This is a genomic window from Arthrobacter sp. ZGTC131 (genome assembly GCF_002929275.1).
Lineage (GTDB): Bacteria > Actinomycetota > Actinomycetes > Actinomycetales > Micrococcaceae > Arthrobacter.
Map to the genome: position 1 here is coordinate 163,530 of NZ_PJIK01000004.1, position 21,545 is coordinate 185,074.

Genomic DNA, 21,545 nt, shown 5'->3' on the forward strand with positions numbered 1-21,545 from the left:
CACGGAGATCGGGCTTGTTATTAGCGCCATATCCCGTCGGTGCGCGTGACTGCCAGTCGTGAGAATAGTCTCCTGAGAGATAACGACGTCAGAACCAATTACGACTCTCTCTTGATTATGGATCCAGACGCCTTCTCCGATCCAAGATCGGGCCCCAATCTCAAGTTTCCAAGGGAACCTAACTCTAGTTCGAGGCCGGAAGATGACGCCGGGCCCGATGGACGCACCGAACATTCTCAGGACCGTAATGCGGATTTTGGAGCTGATCTGAAGCGGGTTCGTTATGAGTATGAGTTCGACGAGGCCCCATACGTATACGTACCAAGATGGCCGGTTCCAAGCCTCCCGTTCGCCCGGGGCCTCTGCCAGATTGATCACCTTTGGCTTCCGAGCCAGCTCGGGACTGCCTTTCGGTTCCCCCATTTCGCGCTCCATTCCCTGTTTCGACTCCAAGCTGCAGACAACTGTCATGCTGAGTGTGCTTCGCACCGCTCACGGCGTCATAATGTCCGATTGACGCTCGGGCTCGCGGGCGGCCGTCCGGAAAGCCGTCGACCGACAGATCTTTGTGGCGTCACGTCGACGCGAACGACTGCCGTTCGTGTCACGATACATGGGGAATCGTAGCCGAATAGAAAGTCAGGGGCCATTGGAGACGCCGTCAGCAAAGAGTACTTCGAAACTCAGGATCACCATCGTTGGTTTGAACTACTCGCCCGAACCAACGGGAAATGCCCCGTACACGACTAGCTTGGCGGAGGGCCTTGCTGCCGGCGGGCATGACGTTCAGGTCATTACTGGAGTCCCCCACTACCCGGAGTGGCGCCTGCGAGATGGCTACGGTAGTTGGTCAAAAAATGAAGTAATCAATGGTGTCCGTGTTAAGCGCCTCAGGCATCATGTTCCGCTGAAGCCCTCGATCTTTCACCGGATGCACATGGAGTTAAGCTTCGGAGTCCGTGCAATGTTCTCAAATTGGGCGGACCCCGATTTCGTACTCGTGGTCAGCCCAGCGCTATTTTCCAGTGGGTTGGTTGTACTCAGAGCGCATCTGCAGAGGGGCCGCCCGAGTGTCGGGATCTGGGTACAGGATATTTACAGTCGTGGAATCATCGAAACCGGAACGGGCAACAGCGTGTCGGCCAGGGCGATGTCACGCCTCGAGTCGTGGATTCTCAGGGCCTCAGATGGTGTAGTGGTTATCCACGACCGCTTTGCAAGGTACGTCGTCGGAACGTTGCGAGTGTCTCAGGACAAGGTACGAGTAATTCGCAACTGGACTCACTTGCCGCCCTCACCGAGCTCGGGCCGTGCAGAAATGCGCGAAAAACTCGGCTGGAGCGAAACTGACATCGTTGTTCTCCATGCTGGGAACATGGGCAAGAAGCAAGGCCTCGAGAATGTAATCGATGCGGCACGCGTATCGGCCTCGCGAGATAGCCGGGTTCGGTTCGTTTTGATGGGTGACGGGAACCAGCGCCGGCAACTGGAAACAACCGCGTACGGCGTTAGTAGATTGAATTTTGTAGACCCATTGCCCGGAGAAGACTTCCAGTTAGCCCTGGCCTCAGCAGACATTTTGCTCGTTAATGAACTCCCGGGCGTGCAGGAGATGGCGGTGCCCAGCAAGTTAACGTCATACTTCAACGCTGGGCGCCCAGTGATCGCAGCAACAGATGAACAGAGCGTCACGGCCTCCGAATTGTCGGCATCAGGCGGTGGTGTGCGGGTGGACCCCGCAGATCCCGTCGCACTCGTGGAAGCAGCTGAAGCCCTCGGTGAGAACCCACTGAAACGGGCCGAACTCGGAAAGTTAGGCCTCCTCTATCGTCACGAAACATTGGCGGAGGCTGCCGCGATTGGCCACTATGATGATTTCATCACGAGTCTGGCACCGTCGCGCAGCCGCTAGGCTGTGCGACTCTTCTTTCTGCACTATGGGGGCACTATGGCTAAGCGAGCACTTATCACCGGCATCACTGGACAGGATGGCTCCTACTTGGCCGAACTGCTCCTCCGCAAAGGCTACGAGGTTCATGGCCTAATCCGGCGGGCTTCGACCTTCAATACGGCAAGAGTCGACCACCTTTACGTGGACCCGCACGACCCCAAAGCGCAACTCTTTCTCCACTATGGAGACCTGAGTGACGGAGCCCGATTGGTCACTTTGTTGGCTGAAATCAAGCCAGACGAGGTCTACAATCTTGCCGCCCAGTCTCACGTCCGTGTCTCATTCGACGAACCCGAGCACACGGCGGATACTACCGGCGTAGGAACGATTCGCCTCCTTGAAGCCGTCCGCATGTCCGGCATTGAGACTCGGTTTTACCAAGCCTCTTCTTCCGAAATGTTTGGAGCGACCCCTCCGCCGCAAAGCGAGGAAACCCCGTTCTACCCCCGCTCCCCGTACGGTGCGGCCAAGGTATACAGCTATTGGATCACCAAGAACTACCGCGAGGCGTACGGCATGTTCGCAGTTAACGGAATCCTCTTCAACCACGAATCCCCACGGAGAGGCGAGACATTCGTGACTCGCAAGATAACTCGAGCCGTGGCCGCCATCAAAGCTGGCAAGCAGGACCTGCTCTATATGGGTAACCTGGATGCAGTGCGCGACTGGGGTTACGCGGCCGAATATGTTGAAGGCATGTGGCGGATGCTTCAAGTTGACGAACCGGACGATTTTGTCCTCGCAACTGGAGGCAACTACACCGTGCGTGACTTCCTCCAGATCTCCTTTGAACACGCTGGCTTGAACTGGGAGAATCACGTTCGCTTCGACGAGCGGTACCTCCGCCCGACAGAGGTCGACGCGCTCGTAGGCGATGCTTCTAAGGCGCAAGAAAAACTGGGTTGGAAAGCATCGGTCCACACGCCGGAGTTGGCGCGGATCATGGTAGACGCGGACGTCGAGGCCTTGAAGCACGCCGGCAATCACTGGATTGACTCCGTGCAGCTCGAGAGCTGGAAGAGCTGATGGCTGCAGGCTTGGAGTTCGTGCCGGCGCCGCTTGATCGTTCGGCAAAGTTCTACGTGGCTGGTCACCGAGGCTTGGTCGGCTCAGCGATCTGGCGAAAACTTCAAAACGAAGGTTTCGGCAACCTAATGGGACGCACATCAGCGGAGCTCGATCTAAAGAACCGTGACGACGTTTTCGCGTTCTTTTCGGAGAACAAGCCGCGATACGTAGTGCTTGCTGCGGCAAAGGTGGGTGGCATCTTGGCCAACAACACCTACCCTGTAGATTTCCTGAGCGATAATCTACGCATCCAAGTGAATGTTCTCGATGCCGCCCGGGAATACGGGGTCGAGCGGCTGCTGTTCCTCGGCTCATCGTGCATCTATCCCAAGTTTGCTGATCAGCCAATCAGGGAAGAATCGCTGCTCACCGGGCACCTCGAGCCCACCAACGACGCATATGCTATAGCGAAGATAGCCGGAATCATGCAGATACAGGCCATTCGGCGCCAATATGGCCTGCCATGGATCTCTGCCATGCCAACAAACCTATACGGGCCCGGTGACAACTTCTCACTCGAAGGGTCCCACGTCCTTCCGGCTCTGATTCGGCGCTACGACGAGGCTGCAGCTTCGGGTGCGACAAGTGTCACAAACTGGGGTACCGGGTCACCAAGACGCGAGTTGCTCCACGTTGACGATATGGCTGCCGCTTGTCTGCACCTGTTGGAGCACTACGATGGCTCCTCGCACGTGAACGTTGGAACAGGGAGCGACGTTACCATCCGGGACCTGGCGTCAATCGTAGCGGGTGCCGTTGCTTATCAGGGTGAAATTGAATGGGACTCCTCCAAGCCCGATGGGACTCCCCGAAAGCTGCTTGACGTCTCCAAACTTGCCGCTACAGGGTGGACCGCGTCGATCGGTCTCGAAGAAGGCATCCGCGGGACCGTCAACTGGTACCGCGAAAACTCGACAGCCCTTCGGCGATAATCGACAAGCTTCAAACTCGCTATTCCAGCGGCAACTACCAGTGGGGGATTCTGTTTTGAGTCGCGACGCGAATTGGCGTATCCGGACGTCCCGCCTCTTGGGCGTGGTTGATGCACTTGTCGTATCTTGGGCCGTCGTCGGAGCCTTCATAGTCCGGTTCGGACTCGAACCCAACTTTGTTGTGTCCGGCCAGGAGTTTACGTACGCCTGGCTGTCTGTGCTGTTGGCCGTTGCATGGTGGTTCATGCTAGGGGCGTGGAATAGCAGACAAAGTCGGATTCTAGGAGCAGGGCCCGATGAATACAAGAGGGTCGCGGCCGCCTCGCTCTGGCTTTTTGGGATGGTAGCAATTATTTCGTACGTGGTCCGCGTGGACACCGCTAGAGGGTATGTGGGCATCGCCCTTCCCGTAGGGCTCGCTGGACTTCTGGCGGCGCGCTGGCTCTTACGACAGCACCTGAACGTCGAACGCCTGAAGGGCGGCAGCATGTCCCGGCTGCTGCTATTGGGCGGTCCAAGTGCAGTAGCGCACCTGGCAGCGTCCTTAGAGCGCGCCAAACATGCCGGGTACCTCCCAGTTGCTGCTTACACTCCCGGTGCCCATGATGGGCCAACCGTCGAGCCGGATTCTGGGCTCCGCGTTCTGGGCTACAGGCCAGAAACTAAATCCATTCTGGCCGCAATTGAGGCTTGCGACGCCGACGCCGTAGCCGTATCTGCCGGCGTCCAACTCCATCCACAAACGCTACGGCACCTGGGCTGGGAACTTGCATCTAGGAACATAGGCCTAATTATGGCCCCGGCATTGACCGATATCGCTGGCCCGCGCATTCACACTCAGCAAGTTGCTGGACTGCCGCTTATTCACGTAACGACGCCAACACTCGAAGGCGGGCAACGGGTTGCCAAGCGCCTTTTTGACGTGATCGTTTCTGGGGTCATGATTGTTTTTGCTTGCCCGATGATGGCAGTTCTGGCCCTGCTCGTAAAGCTGGACAGCGCCGGCCCAGTCCTTTTCAGGCAGGAGCGTGTGGGGATGGGAGGAGCGCCTTTCAGAATGCTGAAGTTTCGCTCGATGGTCGTGGACGCCGAGGAACGACTGGCACAACTCGCGGAACAAAACCAAGGTCACGGCGTTCTATTCAAGATCAAAGACGACCCGAGGGTAACGAACATCGGCCGTTTTCTACGGAAGTTCAGCTTGGACGAGCTTCCTCAGTTGTTCAATATTTTTGCCGGGTCGATGAGCCTCGTCGGCCCTCGCCCACCTCTCCCCAAAGAAGTCGAGGCGTACGAACATGACGTCCGCCGTAGGTTATTGGTGAAACCTGGTCTAACCGGCCTATGGCAAGTGAGTGGCCGCTCAAATCTTTCATGGCAAGATTCCGTGCGATTGGACTTGTACTACGTCGAGAACTGGTCTCTGGCAGGAGACCTGATCATTCTGCTGAGAACCATCCGAGCCGTATTCCGCGGCACAGGTGCTTATTAAGTAGTCCGGTTTGTGATACCTCCCTCTGCGGGACGAAAGAAGAAACATGCGAATTTCAGTAGTTGGTTGCGGTTACTTGGGAGCGGTCCACGCTGCCTGCATGGCAAAACTCGGCCATGAAGTGGTCGGGATCGATGTAGACGAACGCAAGATTGCCGAGCTGTCAGCAGCCTCTGCACCCTTTTATGAACCTGGACTCGAAGAACTGTTGCGTGATGTTCAAGAGACAGGACGGCTTTCGTTTACGACCGATATGTCGGCCGCGGCCGGGAGCGAAGTCCACTTCGTTTGCGTTGGCACACCGCAGAAGAAGGGGGAGAATGGCGCAGACCTGACTTTCGTCGATGCTGCCACTGCAGCGTTGCTGCCCTACCTTCAGCCGGGAAATGTTGTCGTCGGTAAGTCAACCGTTCCGGTTGGTACTGCGGCACGTCTGGAGGCATTGGTCTTGGATCGGGAGCCTGAGGCACACTTGGTATGGAACCCCGAGTTCCTCCGTGAGGGTCACGCTGTTGCTGACACTCTAAGGCCTGATCGCCTAGTGTACGGCGTTGCCTCCGGCTCGGAAGATCACGCGGCGGTGACCATACTCGACGAGGTATACGCTTCAACGTTGTCAACGGGAACTCCCCGACTCGTCACGGATCACCCAACTGCAGAGCTGGTCAAAACCGCCGCCAACTCTTTCCTGGCCACCAAGATCTCGTTCATTAACGCCATGGCGGAAGTATGTGAAGCCGCTGGAGCCGACGTCACACGTTTGGCAGACGCTATTGGGATGGATGACCGAATCGGTCGAAAGTTCCTGCACGCTGGTATCGGATTTGGTGGGGGCTGCCTGCCCAAGGACATTCGTGCATTTATGGCACGTGCTGGCGAGTTGGGGGCCGATCAGGCTCTGACTTTCCTACGCGAAGTAGATGCCATTAATATGCGGCGCAGAACACGCGTCGTCGAACTGACTCGCGAACTTTGCGGTGGAGGACTTCTCGGTAAGAAAATCACCGTCCTTGGAGCAGCCTTCAAGCCGAACAGCGACGATGTCCGTGATTCGCCGGCTCTCAGCATCGCGGCACAGCTTCAACTGCAAGGAGCCGTTGTAACTGTGACCGATCCCAAAGCGCTCTCAAATGCAGCCAAGCGATTTCCGGAACTTCAATACGAACCTGACTTGGATGCTGCGCTGGCCAACTCAGACGCGTTGCTCCTCTTAACCGAGTGGCAGGAGTACCGGGACATGGACCCCTATGCAACTCGAATGGCGGTTACTACACCGCGAATTCTCGATGGCCGGAATGTCCTCGATGCAGGGAAGTGGCGGGCTGCGGGATGGACATATCGGGGACTTGGGCGGCCCTGATGAACGTAGGACTCGAAGACAATGGTGATGCGTCGAGTGGCACCATTCGTCGTACACGAACAGGGGCAACATCCCGTCGTAAGCGCAACCGCCGTTTGCTTATGGTCGCCGCGTGGACCATTGCAGTCATTGGTCTGCTCGGTGCCGCTACTGTGTGGCTAAGTTTTAAGGCCACGATTATCAGCGCCGAACTGAAGTCCGCTTCACAGCTGCTTTCTCCGCTCAGAGCAAGCATGCTAAGGAATGACGTGACTGGCGCGACCTTGGCCGTGGATGAGCTAAAGTTGCATACCGCCAAGGCTCATGCGGCGGCAACTGATCCCATCTGGACGATTGCTGGATCTTTACCTTGGCTGGGAAGAAATTTCCAAGCGGCCAGTGAAGTTGCTGCATCCGCTGACGACATCGCCGGGCTCGCGGCTGTTCCTCTCGTAGACACTTTCCAGTCGCTCAATTGGGCATCACTGGCCCCCAAGGACGGCAGGGTCGACTTGCTTCCCCTTACCCGGGCTGCTCCAAAACTATCTGTTGCGTCGCATGCGGTAACGCAATCCCTGGGCCGATTGAACGCAATCAATGCGGATGAACTCTTACCGCCGGTCGCCACACCACTCCTGGAGGTTAGGAACCAGCTCGCCTCACTGGGCGATGGTCTCGAAACGGCGGCGGATGCGGCTGCTGTGGCCCCGGGCATGATGGGCGCTGATGGTCCCCGACGTTACCTGCTACTGATTCAGAACAACGCTGAAGCACGCGCGTCTGGCGGCATCCCCGGCGCAGTAGCGGTGCTGACACTTGACCGGGGCAAACTGTCGTTGGGTGAACAGAAGAGCGCCGCGGATATTGGCGTGATGTCACCTACTTTGGCTGTCAACGCCGAACAGCAGCAGATTTATTCGCCACGCTTGGGCAAATATATGCAGGACGTAAACCTTACCCCGGACTTTCCAACTGCCGCCAGCACAGCCCAAGCAATGTGGGAGAGAAAAACTGGCCAGCGGGTTGACGGAGTAGTGTCCATCGACCCAATTGCACTTGGGTACGTACTGGACGCAACGGGCGCGGTCAAAATCAGGAACCCCGAGCTCGTTGCCTCAGCCGGCGGTCGCTTACCAACTGAGCTCACCGGCAACAATGTTGTTCCGACATTACTGTCAGATGTCTACGCGAAGATCGAACAACCTAAGCTTCAGGACGCCTACTTCGCAGGCGTGGCGCAAGAAATTTTCGCAGCCTTATCAAGCGGCAGGGGTGACGCCAAAAACCTCGTCGCGGGTATAGTCCACGGTGCCGCGGAGGGCCGCGTACTTCTATGGTCTGACTCGGACAATGAACAAACAATGTTTGCGAAGTATCCGCTGAGTGGATCGATCGCTGGCCCTAGCGTCTCTCCCGCCCAGTTCGGTGTTTACTTCAACGATGGCACGGGCGCGAAAATGGACTACCACGTGAAGAGAACGGTGCAGCTCATCGAGGAGTGCCCTGCTGGTGGTTACTCCGAGGTGAAGGTGCGTATTACGAGCACTAATGCTGCGCCGAAGGACGCCGCAATATCCCTGCCGGAGTACGTCACAGGAGGCGGCGCATTCGGCGTTCCCGCGGGAAGCGTTCAAACGAACATCATCGCCTACGGACCTGTGCAGTCGAACGTGGAAACAGCCTTTGTGGAGGGTAAGAAGACTGGCTTCGCCTCTCATCAGCATGGTGACCGTCCGGTGGGCTCCGTCACAGTCCGCTTGGCGCCAGGCCAGAGCAGTACTGTCGACTTCACGTTCGGCAAGATAGTGCAGCACACCGAGCCAAAATTGTCCGTAACCCCGACAGTTCAGGCGCTCACGGACGTGGTTTTGGACACGATTCCGGCAAAATGTGTGCCAGCTTCGTAGCTAGCTCATTAACAGTATGTAAAGTGTCTGGATTCACTTTGGAGGCATCCCCACTAGGGTGATAATCTCTTTTTGGGCAAGACAACGAGATTCACCCCACGGTCACATGGGGATGGGGAATCTCCACAATAATGTGACATCCGTGTAAAGGTCTCAGGGGGACAAATTGAAGAAGTCTATTGCAGCGCTCGCGCTCGCAGGTACCATTGCGCTCACGGGAGCCGTGCCGGCCATGGCAGCACGCTACCCGGCTCCGCCCCTAAGTGCCGCCGTGTCGGATGGCACCGTTGGTCCGGGCGAAACCTTCACTTTCTCAGGCCGCGGCTTTCTGGCCGGAGAACGACTCACCATCACGGTGAGGCCGGGCGCTAGGCCCGCATCTACCGGGGCAAGCATCGCAGGCGGCGGTGCCAGCCGCGCTGTACCTAGCAAGATCAATGTTCTTCTTGCTCCGGAGACGTACACCACGACAGCGGATGCTAATGGAGCTTTCGCGTTCCCGATGTCAATTAGTAAGCCAGGCGTTTACGCCCTCACGGCGACTGGTGCTACCTCTGGTATCACCACCCCGGTGGTAACGATCAGGGTCGCGCCCGGGCTTGCTAACACCGGCGGGAACAACGGAGGAAACGCCGGCGTTGAACTGGCAAGCACTGGCACCGGCCTGGCCAACACCGGCGCTGACTCCAGCCTCATCCTGTGGTCGCTGGTCGGTGGCGGCGCACTGGTAGCTGGCGCCGCCTCGGTGGTAGTAGTTCGCCGCCGCGCCAATGCAGATGCTTCTGCATAAGCACTAGGAACCAAAAGCTCCAAGAAGAGGCGGTTGATTCTCCGGGTTCCGGCGAATCAACCGCCTCTTTTCTTTCCCTTCGGCACAACTCCACACCCGAATCCAAAGAATGCACGGCGCGAGATTCGCGCCGTGCATTCTTTGTTCAAAATAGTTGGACTAGCCGTTGAATTCCTTCATCCAGGACTTCAAGTCCTCACCAAACTCCGCGCGTTCGGTGGCCAGAGTGATCACTGCTTTTAGGTAGCTGAGCTTGTCGCCGGTGTCATACCGCCGTCCGCGGAAGACGACACCGTAGACACCGGCCCCCTGCCCATCTCCGGCCGCCAGAGTCTGCAAAGCATCAGTTAACTGGATCTCGCCGCCGCGGCCAGGCTCCGTCGTCTCCAGGACATCGAACACCGCAGGGTGCAGCACGTAGCGGCCGATAACTGCCAGGTTGGACGGCGCTTCGTCGACGGATGGCTTTTCCACGAGGCTATTGACGCGGACGTACTCCTCGCCAGCGATCGCTGAGATGTCGGCGCAGCCGTAGGAACTGATCTGGGACGGTTCCACTTCGATCAGTGCGATCACCGAACCGCCGGTCTTGGCCTGGACGTCCATCATGGTGGTCAGGAGCTCGTCCCGCTCGTCGATAAGGTCATCACCGAGTAATACTGCAAACGGCTCGTCCCCGACGTGCTGGCGGCCGCACAGGACGGCATGTCCTAGGCCCTTGGGCTCGCCCTGGCGGACGTAGTGGATGGGACCGAGTCCCGAGGCGTGCTGGACGGCGTCCAAGCGGGTCTGGTCACCCTTAAGTTCCAAGGTGCGCTCGAGGGCTGGTGCACGGTCAAAGTGATCCTCCAGGGCCCGTTTGTTGCGGCCGGTGATCATCAGCACGTCGGTCAGCCCCGCCTTCACGGCTTCCTCCACTACGTACTGAATGGCCGGCGCATCCACCACCGGCAACATTTCCTTAGGCATGGCCTTGGTGGCAGGCAGAAAACGCGTGCCGAGCCCCGCTGCCGGAATAACTGCCTTACGAACCGATTTCCCCAATGTTTTCATGAGAGAACCATATAAATTGACGCTCGAAATGCGAAATTTCACGGGATGATTTCTGCCGAGCTCCATGGCTCGCGTAGCTTCGTACGTATGGGCAAGTGGGGGCAGTCAACGGCAGAACGCGTGGCGCGCGTGCTGCTGGGTATTTACCTCGTGGGGCTCGCCGGAGTGGCATTCTGGCCAACCCCAGTTGACCGGCCCGTTGCAGGCCGGCTCCAGACCCTGCTTTTCGCCCTGCACCAGGCCGGGCTGCCGATGCTGATCAACTACAACTTCGTGGAGTTCGCGTCCAACATCCTCATGTTTGCGCCGATCGGGGCGCTAGCTGCGCTGGCCTTTCCGGCGTTTCACCGCGGCCGGATTGTCCTCTCCGCGTTCCTGGCTTCTTGTGCGATGGAACTGGGGCAGCTGACGTTTCTGCACGACAGAGTCCCTAGCGCTATGGATATCGTGGCGAACACGAGTGGGGCCATGCTGGGCCTTTGGATCTTGGGTGTGGTGGAGAGCTGGTTCGACAAGCGCAACGAGCGGATTAGCCCTTGAACTGCGGCTCGCGCTTCTCCTGGAACGCGCGGAAACCCTCCGCGTAGTCTTCGCTCTTGCAGAGCCTGGCCTGCTCCGCGTTCTCCTCCTTCATGGACGTCCACAGGCCCAGGCGCTGGTCGCGGATGTGCGCCACCAGTTCCTTGCTTGCCTTGAACGCACCCGTCGCTCCAGTCGCCACCTTCGCCACAATGGCCCGGGTGGAGTCCATCAGTTCGTCCGCAGGCATCGCCCGGCTGAACATGCCCTTTGCCACCGCCTCAGCGCCGCTCATCAGCTCGGCCGTGTAGATCAGGTCCAGCGTCCGGTGCATGCCCAGCCGCTCGGTGAAGTACCAGTGCCCGCCTGAATCCAGCGTCGCCCCCAACTTGGCAAAGGGCGAACCGAACTTCGCGTTCTCCGCCACGTACACCACGTCTGTGGCCAGCAGCAGCCCTAGGCCCACGCCGAGGCACGCGCCCTGGGCGGCGGCGAACGTCGGGGCCGGGAACGCGCTCATCTTTTGCAGCAGCGGCTGCACCAGACCGCCCAGGTAGGCCTCGGCGTCGTCGTTTTCCGGCGTCACGCCGGCGATGTCCCGGCCCGCGCAGAAGGCGCGTCCTTCTCCTCTGAGCAGCAGGGCCCGCACCTCACCGCGTGAGGCGGCGGCAGCGGCGTCGTCGTACGCCTGTGTTAAATCCCTGAGCGCCTGCTCGTCGAGGGAGTTCAGCTTGTACGGGGCGTTGAGGACCACTTCGGCGATGCCGTTGGCGATGGAGAGGGAGATCATGGAGGCTCCTAAAAAGTTGAGACCGGGGAAAACCTACACGTCGAAGTCGACTGTGACTTCCTTGCTCGTCGGGTGGGACTGGCAGGTCAGGACGTAGCCCTTGTCCAGCTCATCCTGCTCCAGCGCGTAGTTCTCGTCCATGGTCACGCTGCCGGTGACCACCTTGGCGCGGCACGTGCCGCATACTCCCCCGGCGCACGCGAACGGCACGTCCGGGCGAACCCGCAGCGCCGCGTTCAGGATGGACTCGCGGGCGTGCGTGGGGCTGGTGACGTCGCCCTGCAGGCCGTCCAGCTTGAACGTGATCTTGTAGGTTTCCTTGGACTCGTCCTCGACGACGGGCCGGCCGGCGTTGCCCTCTGGACGGTCCGGCTTGCCGGAGGTGAACAGCTCGAAGCGCACGTGCTCGGGCTTCACGCCGCGCTCGGCCAGGGTATCCCGGCACAGCTGCACCAGCTCGAACGGCCCGCACAGGAACCACTCGTCCACGTCGTCCGCGTGGATTGCGGTGCCCAGCAGGGCCCGGAGCTTCTCGGCGTCGATCCTGCCGCTCAGCAGCGGCGCGATCCGCTGCTCGCGGGACAGCACGTGGTGCAGCGCCAGGCGGGACGGGTACCTGTCCTTCAGGTCCGCGAGCTCCTCGAGGAACATCACGTCCATAGCGGCCCTGTTGGCGTAGATGAGGTCGAACCGGGTGTCCGGGCTGGCTGCCAGCAGCGTGCGGGCGATCGCGATCACCGGCGTGATGCCGGAGCCCGCGGCAATCGCCACGAAGTTCCCCGGCTCCCCCGCCAGGTCCTCCGGATGGTTCATGGAGTTCATGACGTTCTGATCAACGGCCTGCCCGTCCCGGCCGTGCTTGGAGACGAACGCGCCCATGGGGCTCATGACGTCCAGCGTGTCCCCGGCCTTCAGCTCCGCGTTGGCCCACGTGGAGAACAGCCCGCCCAGGTCCTTTTTGATGGCTACCCGGATCTCGCTGCTGCCGTCCTCGAAGCTCCGCGGCTCGGCGCAGATGGAGTAGCTGCGGCGGATTTCCTTCGGCTCGCCGGCCTCATCAGGGAGCGTGGTGCGCAGGGCCACGTACTGGCCCGGCAGGTAGTCGAAGTGCCCGGCGAGCTCGGCCGGCACCGCGAAGGTCACCTCAATGGCGTCCTCGGTGAGCCGGCGCACCTCCGCGACGGCGAGGCTGTGGAAGGACGGACGACGGCGGCCGGTGGCCTGCGCCTGTTCGGCGGCTGTCTGGCGGACAACGGGCATGGCAGATTCCTTACAGGACTTTGAAGTAGTCGAACGGTTCCTTGCAGTCCTGGCACACGTACAGCGCCTTGCAGGAGGTGGAACCGAAGCGGGTGAGTTCCTTGGTGTTCAGCGACGAGCACTGCGGGCACTTCACGGCCAGGCTGAGCCGGACCGGTCCGGAGTGTCCGCCGGCGGCGGCCTTGCCGCTGGGCGGGGCGATGCCGTACTCCTGCAGCTTGGCCTTGCCGGCGTCCGTCATCCAGTCCGTGGTCCAGGCCGGGGCCAGCACCAGCTCCACGTGGACGCTGGGGTAGCCATCCTTCCGGAAGGCGGCCTTGAGGTCGTCCCGGATGGCGTCCATCGCCGGGCAGCCCGAGTACGTGGGCGTGATGGTGACCTGCACAGCGGGCACCAGCCCGCCGTCGTCGAACAGCCGGACACTGCGCAGGATCCCCAGATCCTCGATGGTGAGCACCGGGATCTCCGGATCACACACCGTGGCGGCGACGGCCCAGGCCTTCTCCTCCGCGGTGGGTCCGGTGATGGTTTCGAAGTCCGAGACGTACATGGCCACGGCGGTCACCAGCTTGCTCCGGGATGCTCCCGGGCCAGCACCTGCATCTCGGCGAGGATGTACCCCAGGTGCTCTGAGTGCTTGCCGCGGCGTCCGCCGCCCGGCGCTGCCGGCGTCTCCGGCACCTCCAGCTCGGCTTCGGCCAGGATCTCGCCGGTGAGGCGGTCAAAGTCCGCCTTCAGGCTGGAAGGCTCGACGGCGGCACCGGCGTCAGCCAGGCGGGTGGTCAGCTCATCATCCGCGAAGAGCTCGGCGACGTACGGCCAAACGAGCTTCAGGCCATGGATCATCTTCTCGCGTGACACCTCGGTACCCTGAGCCAGCCGGATGATCCACTGGGCGCTGTGGTCGCGGTGGTAGTCCACTTCCTTCACGGCCTTGGCGGCGATGGCGGCGAGCGTGGCGTCCGTGGATTCGGTCAGGCGGCGGTACAGCTCGAACTGGTAGTAGCTCACCACGAACTGCCGCGCGATGGTGACGGCGAAGTCGCCGTTCGGCTGCTCGAACAGGTGGGCGGAGCGGAACTCGTGCTCGCGGCGGAAGTAGGCGAGTTCATCCTCGCTCTTCTCCCACGCTCCCCCGGCGTACGTGAGGAAGGAGCGGGCATGGCCCAGCTGGTCCAAGGCGATGTTGCCCAGGGCCACGTCCTCCTCCAGCTCGGGGGCTCGGGAGATCCAGTGACCCAGGCGCTGGGCCAGGATGAGGGCGTCGTCGCCGAGGCGCAGGGCGTACTCGGCCACGTCCTCGGAGGGCTTCACCAGGCCGGTGCGGACCTCGAGGGCGATGTCCTCCGGGCGGAGCGCGTTGCCCGGCGTGATGCGGGTGGCGCTGGCGGACGAATCACCGCTACCGGCGACGCCCACGGAGATGTCGCCGTGGCCGGTTGTTTCCTCAGTGTGTTCCGTCTGTTCCGGCGTGGTCACAGGTGCTTCACCCCTTCGCTCTTGGTGTAGTACGTGGCGTGCCGGTAGTCCTTGCCCTGCGGGGACTCGAAGAACGAGCCCTTTGCGTCCGGATCGCTGGCGGCGATGGCATCGGCCGGGACCACCCAGATGGACACGCCCTCGTTGCGGCGGGTGTAGAGGTCGCGGGCGTTGCGGAGTGCCATGGCGGCATCCGGCGCGTGCAGGCTGCCGGCGTGGACGTGCGAGAGTCCGCGGCTGGACCGGACAAAGACCTCCCAGAGCGGCCAGACGCTGCGGTCGGGGGTTGGGCTGGTTGAGCTCGTCGAAACCGAACTGGTGGAACCCGAGTCTGCCGAGGCCGGGCCTGCCGGACCTGCCGGGACCTTCGCCGCCGAGCTTTCTACGTCGCCGGCGGAGCTGGCCGGTACTTCCGGGTTGCCGTGGGGGCTCATGCTGCGAATTCCTTTTCTGCGTGCTTGCGTGCCTGTTTTGCCGCATAAGCTGCGGCTGCTTCGCGAACCCAGGCGCCGTCGTCGTGCGCTTCGCGGCGGCGCTCAAGCCGCTGGGCGTTGCAGGGGCCGCGGCCGGCGAGGACTTCCTTGAACTCTTCCCAGTCCAGCGGGCCGTGCTCCCACTTTTTGGTCTCTTCGTTGAAGCGGACTTCGCTGTCCGGGAGGGTGAGGCCCAGGACCCTGACCTGCTCCACCATCATGCCGACGAAGCGGCTGCGCAGTTCATCGTTGCTGAAGCGCTTGATGTTCCAGGCCATGGACTGCTTGGAGTTGGGCGAATCGTCATCCGGCGGGCCGAACATCATCAGCGCCGGGGCGTACCAGCGGTTCACGGCGTCCTGGGCCATCTGCTTCTGCGCGGGCGTGCCGTTGGAGAGTTCCAGCAGGATCTCGAAGCCCTGGCGCTGGTGGAAGGATTCTTCCTTGCAGATGCGGACCATGGCCCGGCCGTAGGGCCCGTAGGAGGCGCGGCAGAGCGGCACCTGGTTGCAGATGGCGGCGCCGTCCACCAGCCAGCCGATGGCACCCATGTCCGCCCAGGTCAGTGCCGGGTAGTTGAAGATGGAGGAGTAGCGGGCCTTGCCGGCGATGAGGTCGTCCATCATCTTGTCGCGGCTCTGGCCCAGCGTCTCGGCGGCGGAGTAGAGGTAGAGCCCGTGGCCGGCCTCGTCCTGGACCTTGGCCATGAGGATGGCCTTGCGCTTCAGGCTCGGCGCGCGGGAGATCCAGTTGGCCTCCGGCTGCATGCCGATGATCTCCGAGTGCGCGTGCTGCGAGATCTGGCGCAGGAGGGTCTTGCGGTACGCGGCCGGCATCCAGTCCTTCGGCTCGATCCGGGAGTCCTCAGCCATGACCTTGTCGAAGTATGCCTGGCCTTCGGCTTCGAGCCGTGCCTGTTCGTCAGCTTCGTCCCTTCCCGGGACCGCCGGCTGGTCAGGCACTGACTGCAGATTCTGCGCTGCCATGGTTGCTCCTATGCATTCACGTCCGTACTCGGAAATTATTTACCGACCGTTCGTTCAGGATATGCGGAAGCGAGGAAGGCCGTCAAGCACATGCACCGCTCACACCGAAGGCAAGGGACCTTGCCAGCATGTGGTTCAGCCTCAAGGCCAAGCGTCACAGTAATAGGGCATCCGACTATGTCTGGCGGGTAAAATATCACCAACGTCGGTCTCATTTGGGGGAAATCTCTTGTCTATGACTCATGCCCGCGTGCCGCTAAGGCGGGCCACTCAAGGCAAAGCGAGTTTCTCGGCCGTGAGGACCGACAATTCCGGCGGACGAAAGCGCTATGACATCCAGGGCCTTCGCGCACTGGCAGTTGTCCTGGTTATTGCGGATCACCTGCTGGCTTACCCCACCGGCGGCTTCATCGGCGTGGATGTCTTCTTCGTGATCTCCGGTTTCGTGATCACTGCCAGCCTGATCCGGGAGCATGACAAAAACGGCAGGATCTCCTTGGCGGACTTTTACCGGCGCCGGGCGCGACGTATCCTGCCGCTGGCATCGGTAGTTATCGTCCTGTCGCTCATCGCGTCATGGGCTGTGTTCTCCACTGCGCGCTTCGCGGGCATTGCACAGGACGGCCTGTGGGCGTTCCTGTCTGCGGCCAACTGGCATCTGGCCATTATCGGAACTGACTACATGCAGGCCGGAGGGACAGTGTCCCCGCTACAGCACTTCTGGTCGCTGGCCGTCGAGGAACAGTTCTACATTGTTTGGCCATGGCTAATCGTGCTCATGCTCGGGTGGGGGGCTTCCAAGCTGGGCCGTTCGTCTTCCGGAGCCCGGCGATCACTTGGTCTAGCCATGCTTGCCGTGGTCGGAGCATCGTTTGTCTTCGCCATGTGGGAAAGCTCCGCTGCACCCACAGTCGCATACTTCTCTACGTTTTCCCGTGCCTGGGAGCTCGGCTGCGGCGGTCTGTTGGCCGTCCTCGCGCCGGTTCTGCTGCGCATCCCGGACCGTGTCAGGCCCGCTTTAGCCTATCTCGGCCTCGCAGGAATCATCTTCGGCGCCTTCGCCATGACGCCGGAATTGACCTTCCCGGGTCCATGGGCAGCGGTGCCGGTCCTTGCAACCATGGCGGTCATCTCCGCAGGGACCGGAGGGAAGCAACGGCTGCTGGCTCCACTGACGAATCGCGCCTCCCGCTACCTGGGCGACATTTCATACTCCCTGTACTTGTGGCACTTTCCCGTAATCATTCTTCTTGAAGCACTTCGGCCATCGAGTGGCGTCGTAGACCACGCCATTGCTGCAGCCCTCACCTTGGCGCTGTCAGCATGGTCCTATCACTCCATCGAAGAGCCAGTCAGGCACTCGCAATGGCTTGAAACCAAGGCAGCCAAAGCGCCGCGCGAGACCGGGAACCGGCTAGTCTTTGGAGCGGTCACTACTCTTGCCCTGGCTGCCGCCATCGTCGTGAGCTTCACCTTGGCGAAGGCCGCCCCGGTCACCCCAACGGCTGTTGCGCCCCCGGTCGTGTCGCCGGGTGCTTCCTCCTCTGCTGCTGCAAACACCCCCGCAGCAAACCTGAGCCAGGAACTCACTCTCGCTCTCTCGGCGTCTCAGTGGCCGGAGCTTACGCCTGCGATCGACACGCTTGGAAACGAGGCGAAAGCGCCTGAATGGGTCGAGGACGGATGTCTGGCCGACGAGCGAGGCGCACTGGAAGACCCCACAGAGAATGCAGCCCGTTGCACCTACGGAGACGCAGCGGCCAAGAAGACGGCAGTAGTTCTCGGCGACTCAGTGGCCATCAGCTACGTTCCAGGCATACGCGCCGCACTTGAGCCGCGGGGATTCAAGGTCCTTGTTTACACTATGCAGCAGTGCCCGGCTGCGGAGGTTGATGTCATCAAATCTTCCAAATCGGCCCACCCCAAGTGCGCCCCATTCCGGACCTGGGCCCTTCAGCAAGTAGCCTCCATAAAGCCTGACATGGTGGTCGTTTCCAGCTCAACGGGAACGTTGGCGCGTCTTGCCAGTGGAGCGACGGGCGGTGCGGCGGCCGACGAGTGGGCCGAGGCGTCTAAAAAGCTGTACGCAGAACTCTCTGCCTCGGCTAAACAAGTCTTTGTGCTTGACCCGCCTCCACGCGGCCGCAAGTTCGCTGAGTGCGCCACGAAGATAAGCACGCCTGGGGACTGCGCGTCGAAGGTGCAGCAACTCTCACTGGACATGACGGCCGCCGGGCGGTCGGGCCTTGACCCTGCCAGGCAGCCGAACGTTCACTTCGTGGATACCGTTGGATGGTTCTGCGTAGCCGGGAACTGCCCCGCTTTCGCCGGAACGTCACCTATGCATGCAGACGGTGCCCACCTCACGGCAGCCTATTCAAAGTCACTTAGTCCCGTGCTGTCCGAAGTGCTTGCCGTCAAGTAAACACAGGTTTCAGGGGTTCGCCCATGGCCAAGCTGGGCGAAAGGTCGAGACCAAAACCCAGATTAATAGAGCGCAGGCTTCTATTTCAGGGCAGCCGTCAGGGGCCATCTCAGGCCGGCGGAACCGCAGCTCGCGCAGGGCGATGCCGCCGCAGAACCCCTCTGACCGGTACTAGGCCTGCCCGGCTGTTTCGATGAACGTGCCCGGCGGCATCCCTGCGCCGAAGACCGGCCCCGCCAAAGGACGCTTCGCCCTCAGCTCCTCAGCAGTCTCGTGCCGAATGCGCCGAACCACCCATGGAAGCAGGTAGTTCCGCGCCCAGACGAGGTCACCCACCCTGGCGGCTCGCCAGCTGCTCTGCGGCAAGTCCTTGGGCTGCAGCGGCTGTAGGGTGTGCGGGACGTTGAGGGTGTCCAGCACCATCATGGCGATGGTGTGGTAACCCAGCGGGGAAAAATGCAGCCGGTCCGGATCCCACATCCGCGGGTCCGTGAGTTGCCGCAGCGCCCACAGGTCCGCGATCAGGGCGTCATGCCGGGACGCGATGGTCCGGATGTTTTCGTTGAAGATGGCCAACTTGGCGCGGTTGCGGCCCAGCACGGGAGTGGATCCCCAGTCCGGCCCGGTGAACAGGACAATCGTGGCGCCCGATAGCCCCAGCAATTGGACGCCGGCATCCAGCTGGACGGCCAGGCGGTCCGGGTCCGTGCCGCGGAAGACAAGATCGTTCCCGCCCGCCGACAAGGTGATGAGGTCCGGCTTCAGGGCCAGCGCCGGCCCGGCCTGCTGGTCCAGGATTTCTTCCAGCAGCAGTCCCCGGATGGCCAGGTTGGCGTACGCGAAGTCCTCATGGCCGATGCTGAGTTCTTCCGCTACTCGGTCCGCCCAGCCGCGCAGGCCGCCCGGGCTGCGGGGCTCGGGATCGCCCACGCCTTCGGTGAATGAGTCCCCCATGGCCACGTAACGGCTCCAGGGGTGGGGTGCCGCTGTTCGTTTCGCAGCGGAGCCTCGGGGTTCAAAGCGGCCGACGTTGTGCATCGCCTCGTCCTTCCCTCGCCGCCCCGGTGCGGTACGCCAGGGGCGTTACTGACAAAACGTTCCAGAGGCCTCCGGAATTCCGCAAGAGCCCGCGAAATCCAGAGAATCTTCGCCCGAATTCGGCCCGCGGGGTACGGGAGGCCGGCTGGCCAGCCGTAAAGCCGGCCCTAGATCCGGTCGAGCAGCTCGGCCCGCTTCCTGACTGACTTGACGAAGCCAGCCATGGGCCGATTCGTGAGGTGCAGCGTGTGCCCGCCCAGCAGGTGAAGAAGCCCGCTGTGCTCGTCTTTCACGTGCAAGTGGGTCAGGCCTTCCATGGGTTCGATTGTGAACGTCCGGGCCGTCTTCGACAGCCCCAGGGGCAGGCTTGCGGTCCAGATCATGACGTGGCCGGGCAGTTGCTGGACCCGCACCCGAATGTTCCGGCGCTCCGAGCCGGCGGGGCGGATCCGGATCCGTCCGCCGTTGCGCAGCTCTCCGTCGACAGCGGCGATGCCGGATTCCCAGACGTTCAGGTTGCCTGCGTCTGTGAGGACAGCCCAAACGGTCGATGGGCGCGCGTTGATGAGGGCTTCGGATTCGAGGGAATGCATGCCGGACATCTTAGGGGCCGGGTGTTGGCGATATCGCCGTTACGGGCGAAGTTCACTCAGTGTTCGCCTGGGCGGTCAGGCGGCTGCCGGTCCGGGATCCCGGTCCGGAGTGGACGGCAAAAGCCGGAGCGGGCACCGCAGGACGCGCAGCTGATCGAGGTCCAGCAGCTGGCGGGTTCCTGTCCGTGAATCCAGGATCCAGAACATGTCCAGCTCCGGGACGACTGCCAGCACGCGGCCCCGGTGCAGGGGCCGTTCACCGTGGAACGCTTCGATCCGGTCCCCCGGGGAAAGCTCTGCACAGGAGCGGATCTGCCTGCCTTGAAGGTCCATGACGGTTCCTTTCCCTGTCTTGGTGGCACCAGTGTGGGCTCCCTGAGTTGCATCGACATGACGCCCTGATGACTTCTTCATGAATGCGGGCAATCACTCATTCGCTGCCTGGTAGTGGCCCCCCTTTTCGACAGGTCTCCGGGTGGTTTGTTGCTGTCCGGAGCCCTGCTCGTTCCCGGCTCCGCACGTCCCTGTCACCCACCGGAACCTAGCCGGAGTGGTGCGCGTCCTCAGGGTCCTCAGGTGAGCTATCACGCCGTTCCTTCACCAGCTTGCTGACGCTCACCAGCCGCAGCGCGGTCACCAGCAGGATCCCGCCAAAAACGTTAAAGACCACCACATAGGAAAACCAGCCGAGCCACTCGAGGTAGTTGATGTCCGCACCCGCGTGGATGGCACCGAAGATCAGCAGCGAGTCCAGAATCGAATGGAAGAGCTGCAGCCCGTAGAGCAGGAAAGCGCCAACGACGGCGGCCGCGATCTTGCCGGTCACGCTGTCCGTCCCGTGCTGCATGCGGGTCATCAACGTGATGGTGCTCCCCGCCAACACGGCAAGACACACAGTTCTCCAATTGAACCCGGCGTCGAGGTAGTAGTTGGCTTCCTTCGTGATGGTCTCGCTCCACTGCGGGAACGCCGTCATGATCAATGCCATGAACAGCCAACCGCCCACTAGGTTGGCAATGAGTGTGCCGCCCCAGAGCTTCCCGAGCTGCGCGTAGCTTGCCTCCCGTGCAGCGACGGCCGCAATGGGCACCAGGAAGCCTTCCGTGAACAGCTCGCTCTTGGCTAGCAGGAGGGCGATGAGGCCTGCGCTGAATGCCAGCCCCGCGAGAAGGTGGTTCTCGGTCTCATGGAGAACTCCGAGGTAGGCCATAATGCCAATGCCTATCTCGATCCCGCCGAACAATCCGGTGAGGAGCACGTCCCGAAAGGAGCGGTTCAGCCGTTGCGCGCCTTCCTCAACCGTGCGGTCGAAGGCTTCCTCCACCTCCTCCTCAACCGGGCCTGCGTTGTCGCCGAGTTCCCGCCGTCGTGCATCGCCGTCGGTGTCGCTCATTCCTGTCGCCTATCCGTCTGGAAGTGTGTGGCCATTCTACTGTTGTGGGATGAGAGG

At 61.4% G+C, this 21,545-nt stretch carries 20 protein-coding genes; 9 read left to right on the forward strand and 11 right to left on the reverse strand.

From position 1 onward, the window contains the following. Positions 1-613: 613 nt before the first annotated feature. The 7 genes from CXQ90_RS07570 to CXQ90_RS07600 all read left to right on the forward strand — a co-directional run bounded on the left by CXQ90_RS07570 (position 614) and on the right by CXQ90_RS07600 (position 9,479). Positions 614-1,912: a glycosyltransferase gene (locus tag CXQ90_RS07570; protein WP_104138149.1), complete on the forward strand. Its 1,299-nt coding sequence runs from the start codon at positions 614-616 to the stop codon at positions 1,910-1,912. 36 nt (positions 1,913-1,948) lie between these two features. Next, entirely contained in the window at positions 1,949-2,977 is a 1,029-nt protein-coding gene (gene gmd, locus CXQ90_RS07575; RefSeq protein ID WP_104138339.1) for a GDP-mannose 4,6-dehydratase, read from the forward strand. Beyond that, positions 2,977-3,951, forward strand: coding sequence for a GDP-L-fucose synthase (locus CXQ90_RS07580; RefSeq protein ID WP_104138150.1), 975 nt, complete (start codon positions 2,977-2,979; stop codon positions 3,949-3,951). Before gmd ends, CXQ90_RS07580 begins: the two co-directional genes overlap by 1 nt. Positions 3,952-4,054: 103 nt before the next feature. Continuing rightward, positions 4,055-5,443, forward strand: coding sequence for a sugar transferase (locus tag CXQ90_RS07585; protein WP_258064408.1), 1,389 nt, complete (start codon positions 4,055-4,057; stop codon positions 5,441-5,443). Positions 5,444-5,489: 46 nt separating this feature from the next. After that, positions 5,490-6,803, forward strand: coding sequence for a UDP-glucose/GDP-mannose dehydrogenase family protein (locus CXQ90_RS07590; protein ID WP_104138152.1), 1,314 nt, complete (start codon positions 5,490-5,492; stop codon positions 6,801-6,803). Next, complete coding sequence (locus CXQ90_RS07595; RefSeq protein ID WP_258064409.1) at positions 6,803-8,689, forward strand: DUF4012 domain-containing protein; 1,887 nt, start codon at positions 6,803-6,805, stop codon at positions 8,687-8,689. The genes CXQ90_RS07590 and CXQ90_RS07595 overlap by 1 nt, the downstream gene beginning before the upstream one ends. A gap of 166 nt (positions 8,690-8,855) precedes the next feature. Further along, on the forward strand, positions 8,856-9,479 hold the full coding sequence (locus CXQ90_RS07600) for an LPXTG cell wall anchor domain-containing protein (protein WP_104138155.1): 624 nt from the start codon (positions 8,856-8,858) through the stop codon (positions 9,477-9,479). A gap of 159 nt (positions 9,480-9,638) precedes the next feature. Here CXQ90_RS07600 and galU read toward each other — a convergent pair whose 3' ends face one another. Further along, the gene (galU, locus tag CXQ90_RS07605; protein ID WP_104138156.1) at positions 9,639-10,532 is read right to left on the reverse strand and encodes a UTP--glucose-1-phosphate uridylyltransferase GalU; all 894 of its coding nucleotides are present in this window, start codon (positions 10,530-10,532) and stop codon (positions 9,639-9,641) included. A gap of 45 nt (positions 10,533-10,577) precedes the next feature. Between galU and CXQ90_RS07610 the strand changes: the two genes are divergently transcribed. Continuing rightward, positions 10,578-11,072: a VanZ family protein gene (locus CXQ90_RS07610; protein WP_104138158.1), complete on the forward strand. Its 495-nt coding sequence runs from the start codon at positions 10,578-10,580 to the stop codon at positions 11,070-11,072. Here CXQ90_RS07610 and CXQ90_RS07615 read toward each other — a convergent pair. From CXQ90_RS07615 to paaA, 6 genes are read right to left on the reverse strand one after another with little or no spacing between them, the layout of a single operon-like run. Further along, the gene (locus CXQ90_RS07615) at positions 11,062-11,841 is read right to left on the reverse strand and encodes an enoyl-CoA hydratase/isomerase family protein (RefSeq protein WP_104138160.1); all 780 of its coding nucleotides are present in this window, start codon (positions 11,839-11,841) and stop codon (positions 11,062-11,064) included. The genes CXQ90_RS07610 and CXQ90_RS07615 overlap by 11 nt on opposite strands. A gap of 33 nt (positions 11,842-11,874) precedes the next feature. Continuing rightward, complete coding sequence (paaE, locus tag CXQ90_RS07620) at positions 11,875-13,101, reverse strand: 1,2-phenylacetyl-CoA epoxidase subunit PaaE (protein WP_104138161.1); 1,227 nt, start codon at positions 13,099-13,101, stop codon at positions 11,875-11,877. A gap of 10 nt (positions 13,102-13,111) precedes the next feature. Beyond that, on the reverse strand, positions 13,112-13,651 hold the full coding sequence (gene paaD, locus CXQ90_RS07625) for a 1,2-phenylacetyl-CoA epoxidase subunit PaaD (RefSeq protein ID WP_104138342.1): 540 nt from the start codon (positions 13,649-13,651) through the stop codon (positions 13,112-13,114). Positions 13,652-13,662: 11 nt separating this feature from the next. Continuing rightward, a complete protein-coding gene (gene paaC / locus CXQ90_RS07630; RefSeq protein WP_104138163.1) occupies positions 13,663-14,580 on the reverse strand; it encodes a 1,2-phenylacetyl-CoA epoxidase subunit PaaC in 918 nt (305 codons plus the stop codon). Further along, positions 14,577-15,014 carry a 1,2-phenylacetyl-CoA epoxidase subunit PaaB gene (paaB, locus tag CXQ90_RS07635; RefSeq protein WP_104138164.1) on the reverse strand — a complete coding sequence of 146 codons (438 nt, stop codon included), beginning with the start codon at positions 15,012-15,014 and terminating at the stop codon, positions 14,577-14,579. The genes paaC and paaB overlap by 4 nt, the downstream gene beginning before the upstream one ends. Next, positions 15,011-16,039: a 1,2-phenylacetyl-CoA epoxidase subunit PaaA gene (gene paaA, locus CXQ90_RS07640; RefSeq protein ID WP_104138166.1), complete on the reverse strand. Its 1,029-nt coding sequence runs from the start codon at positions 16,037-16,039 to the stop codon at positions 15,011-15,013. Before paaA ends, paaB begins: the two co-directional genes overlap by 4 nt. 295 nt (positions 16,040-16,334) lie before the next feature. Between paaA and CXQ90_RS07645 the strand changes: the two genes are divergently transcribed. Next, positions 16,335-18,464, forward strand: a complete 2,130-nt coding sequence (locus tag CXQ90_RS07645) for an acyltransferase family protein (RefSeq protein WP_181038473.1) — start codon at positions 16,335-16,337, stop codon at positions 18,462-18,464. A gap of 171 nt (positions 18,465-18,635) precedes the next feature. Here the strand turns inward: CXQ90_RS07645 and CXQ90_RS07650 are convergent, their stop codons facing one another. The 4 genes from CXQ90_RS07650 to CXQ90_RS07665 all read right to left on the reverse strand — a co-directional run bounded on the left by CXQ90_RS07650 (position 18,636) and on the right by CXQ90_RS07665 (position 21,488). Next, a complete protein-coding gene (locus CXQ90_RS07650) occupies positions 18,636-19,502 on the reverse strand; it encodes an SGNH/GDSL hydrolase family protein (protein ID WP_104138169.1) in 867 nt (288 codons plus the stop codon). Between the two features lie 167 nt (positions 19,503-19,669). Then, a complete protein-coding gene (locus CXQ90_RS07655; RefSeq protein ID WP_181038474.1) occupies positions 19,670-20,095 on the reverse strand; it encodes an SRPBCC family protein in 426 nt (141 codons plus the stop codon). Between the two features lie 75 nt (positions 20,096-20,170). Beyond that, positions 20,171-20,428, reverse strand: coding sequence for a hypothetical protein (locus CXQ90_RS07660; RefSeq protein WP_181038475.1), 258 nt, complete (start codon positions 20,426-20,428; stop codon positions 20,171-20,173). Between the two features lie 208 nt (positions 20,429-20,636). Beyond that, entirely contained in the window at positions 20,637-21,488 is an 852-nt protein-coding gene (locus tag CXQ90_RS07665) for a formate/nitrite transporter family protein (RefSeq protein ID WP_104138172.1), read from the reverse strand. Between the last annotated feature and the right edge of the window lie 57 nt (positions 21,489-21,545).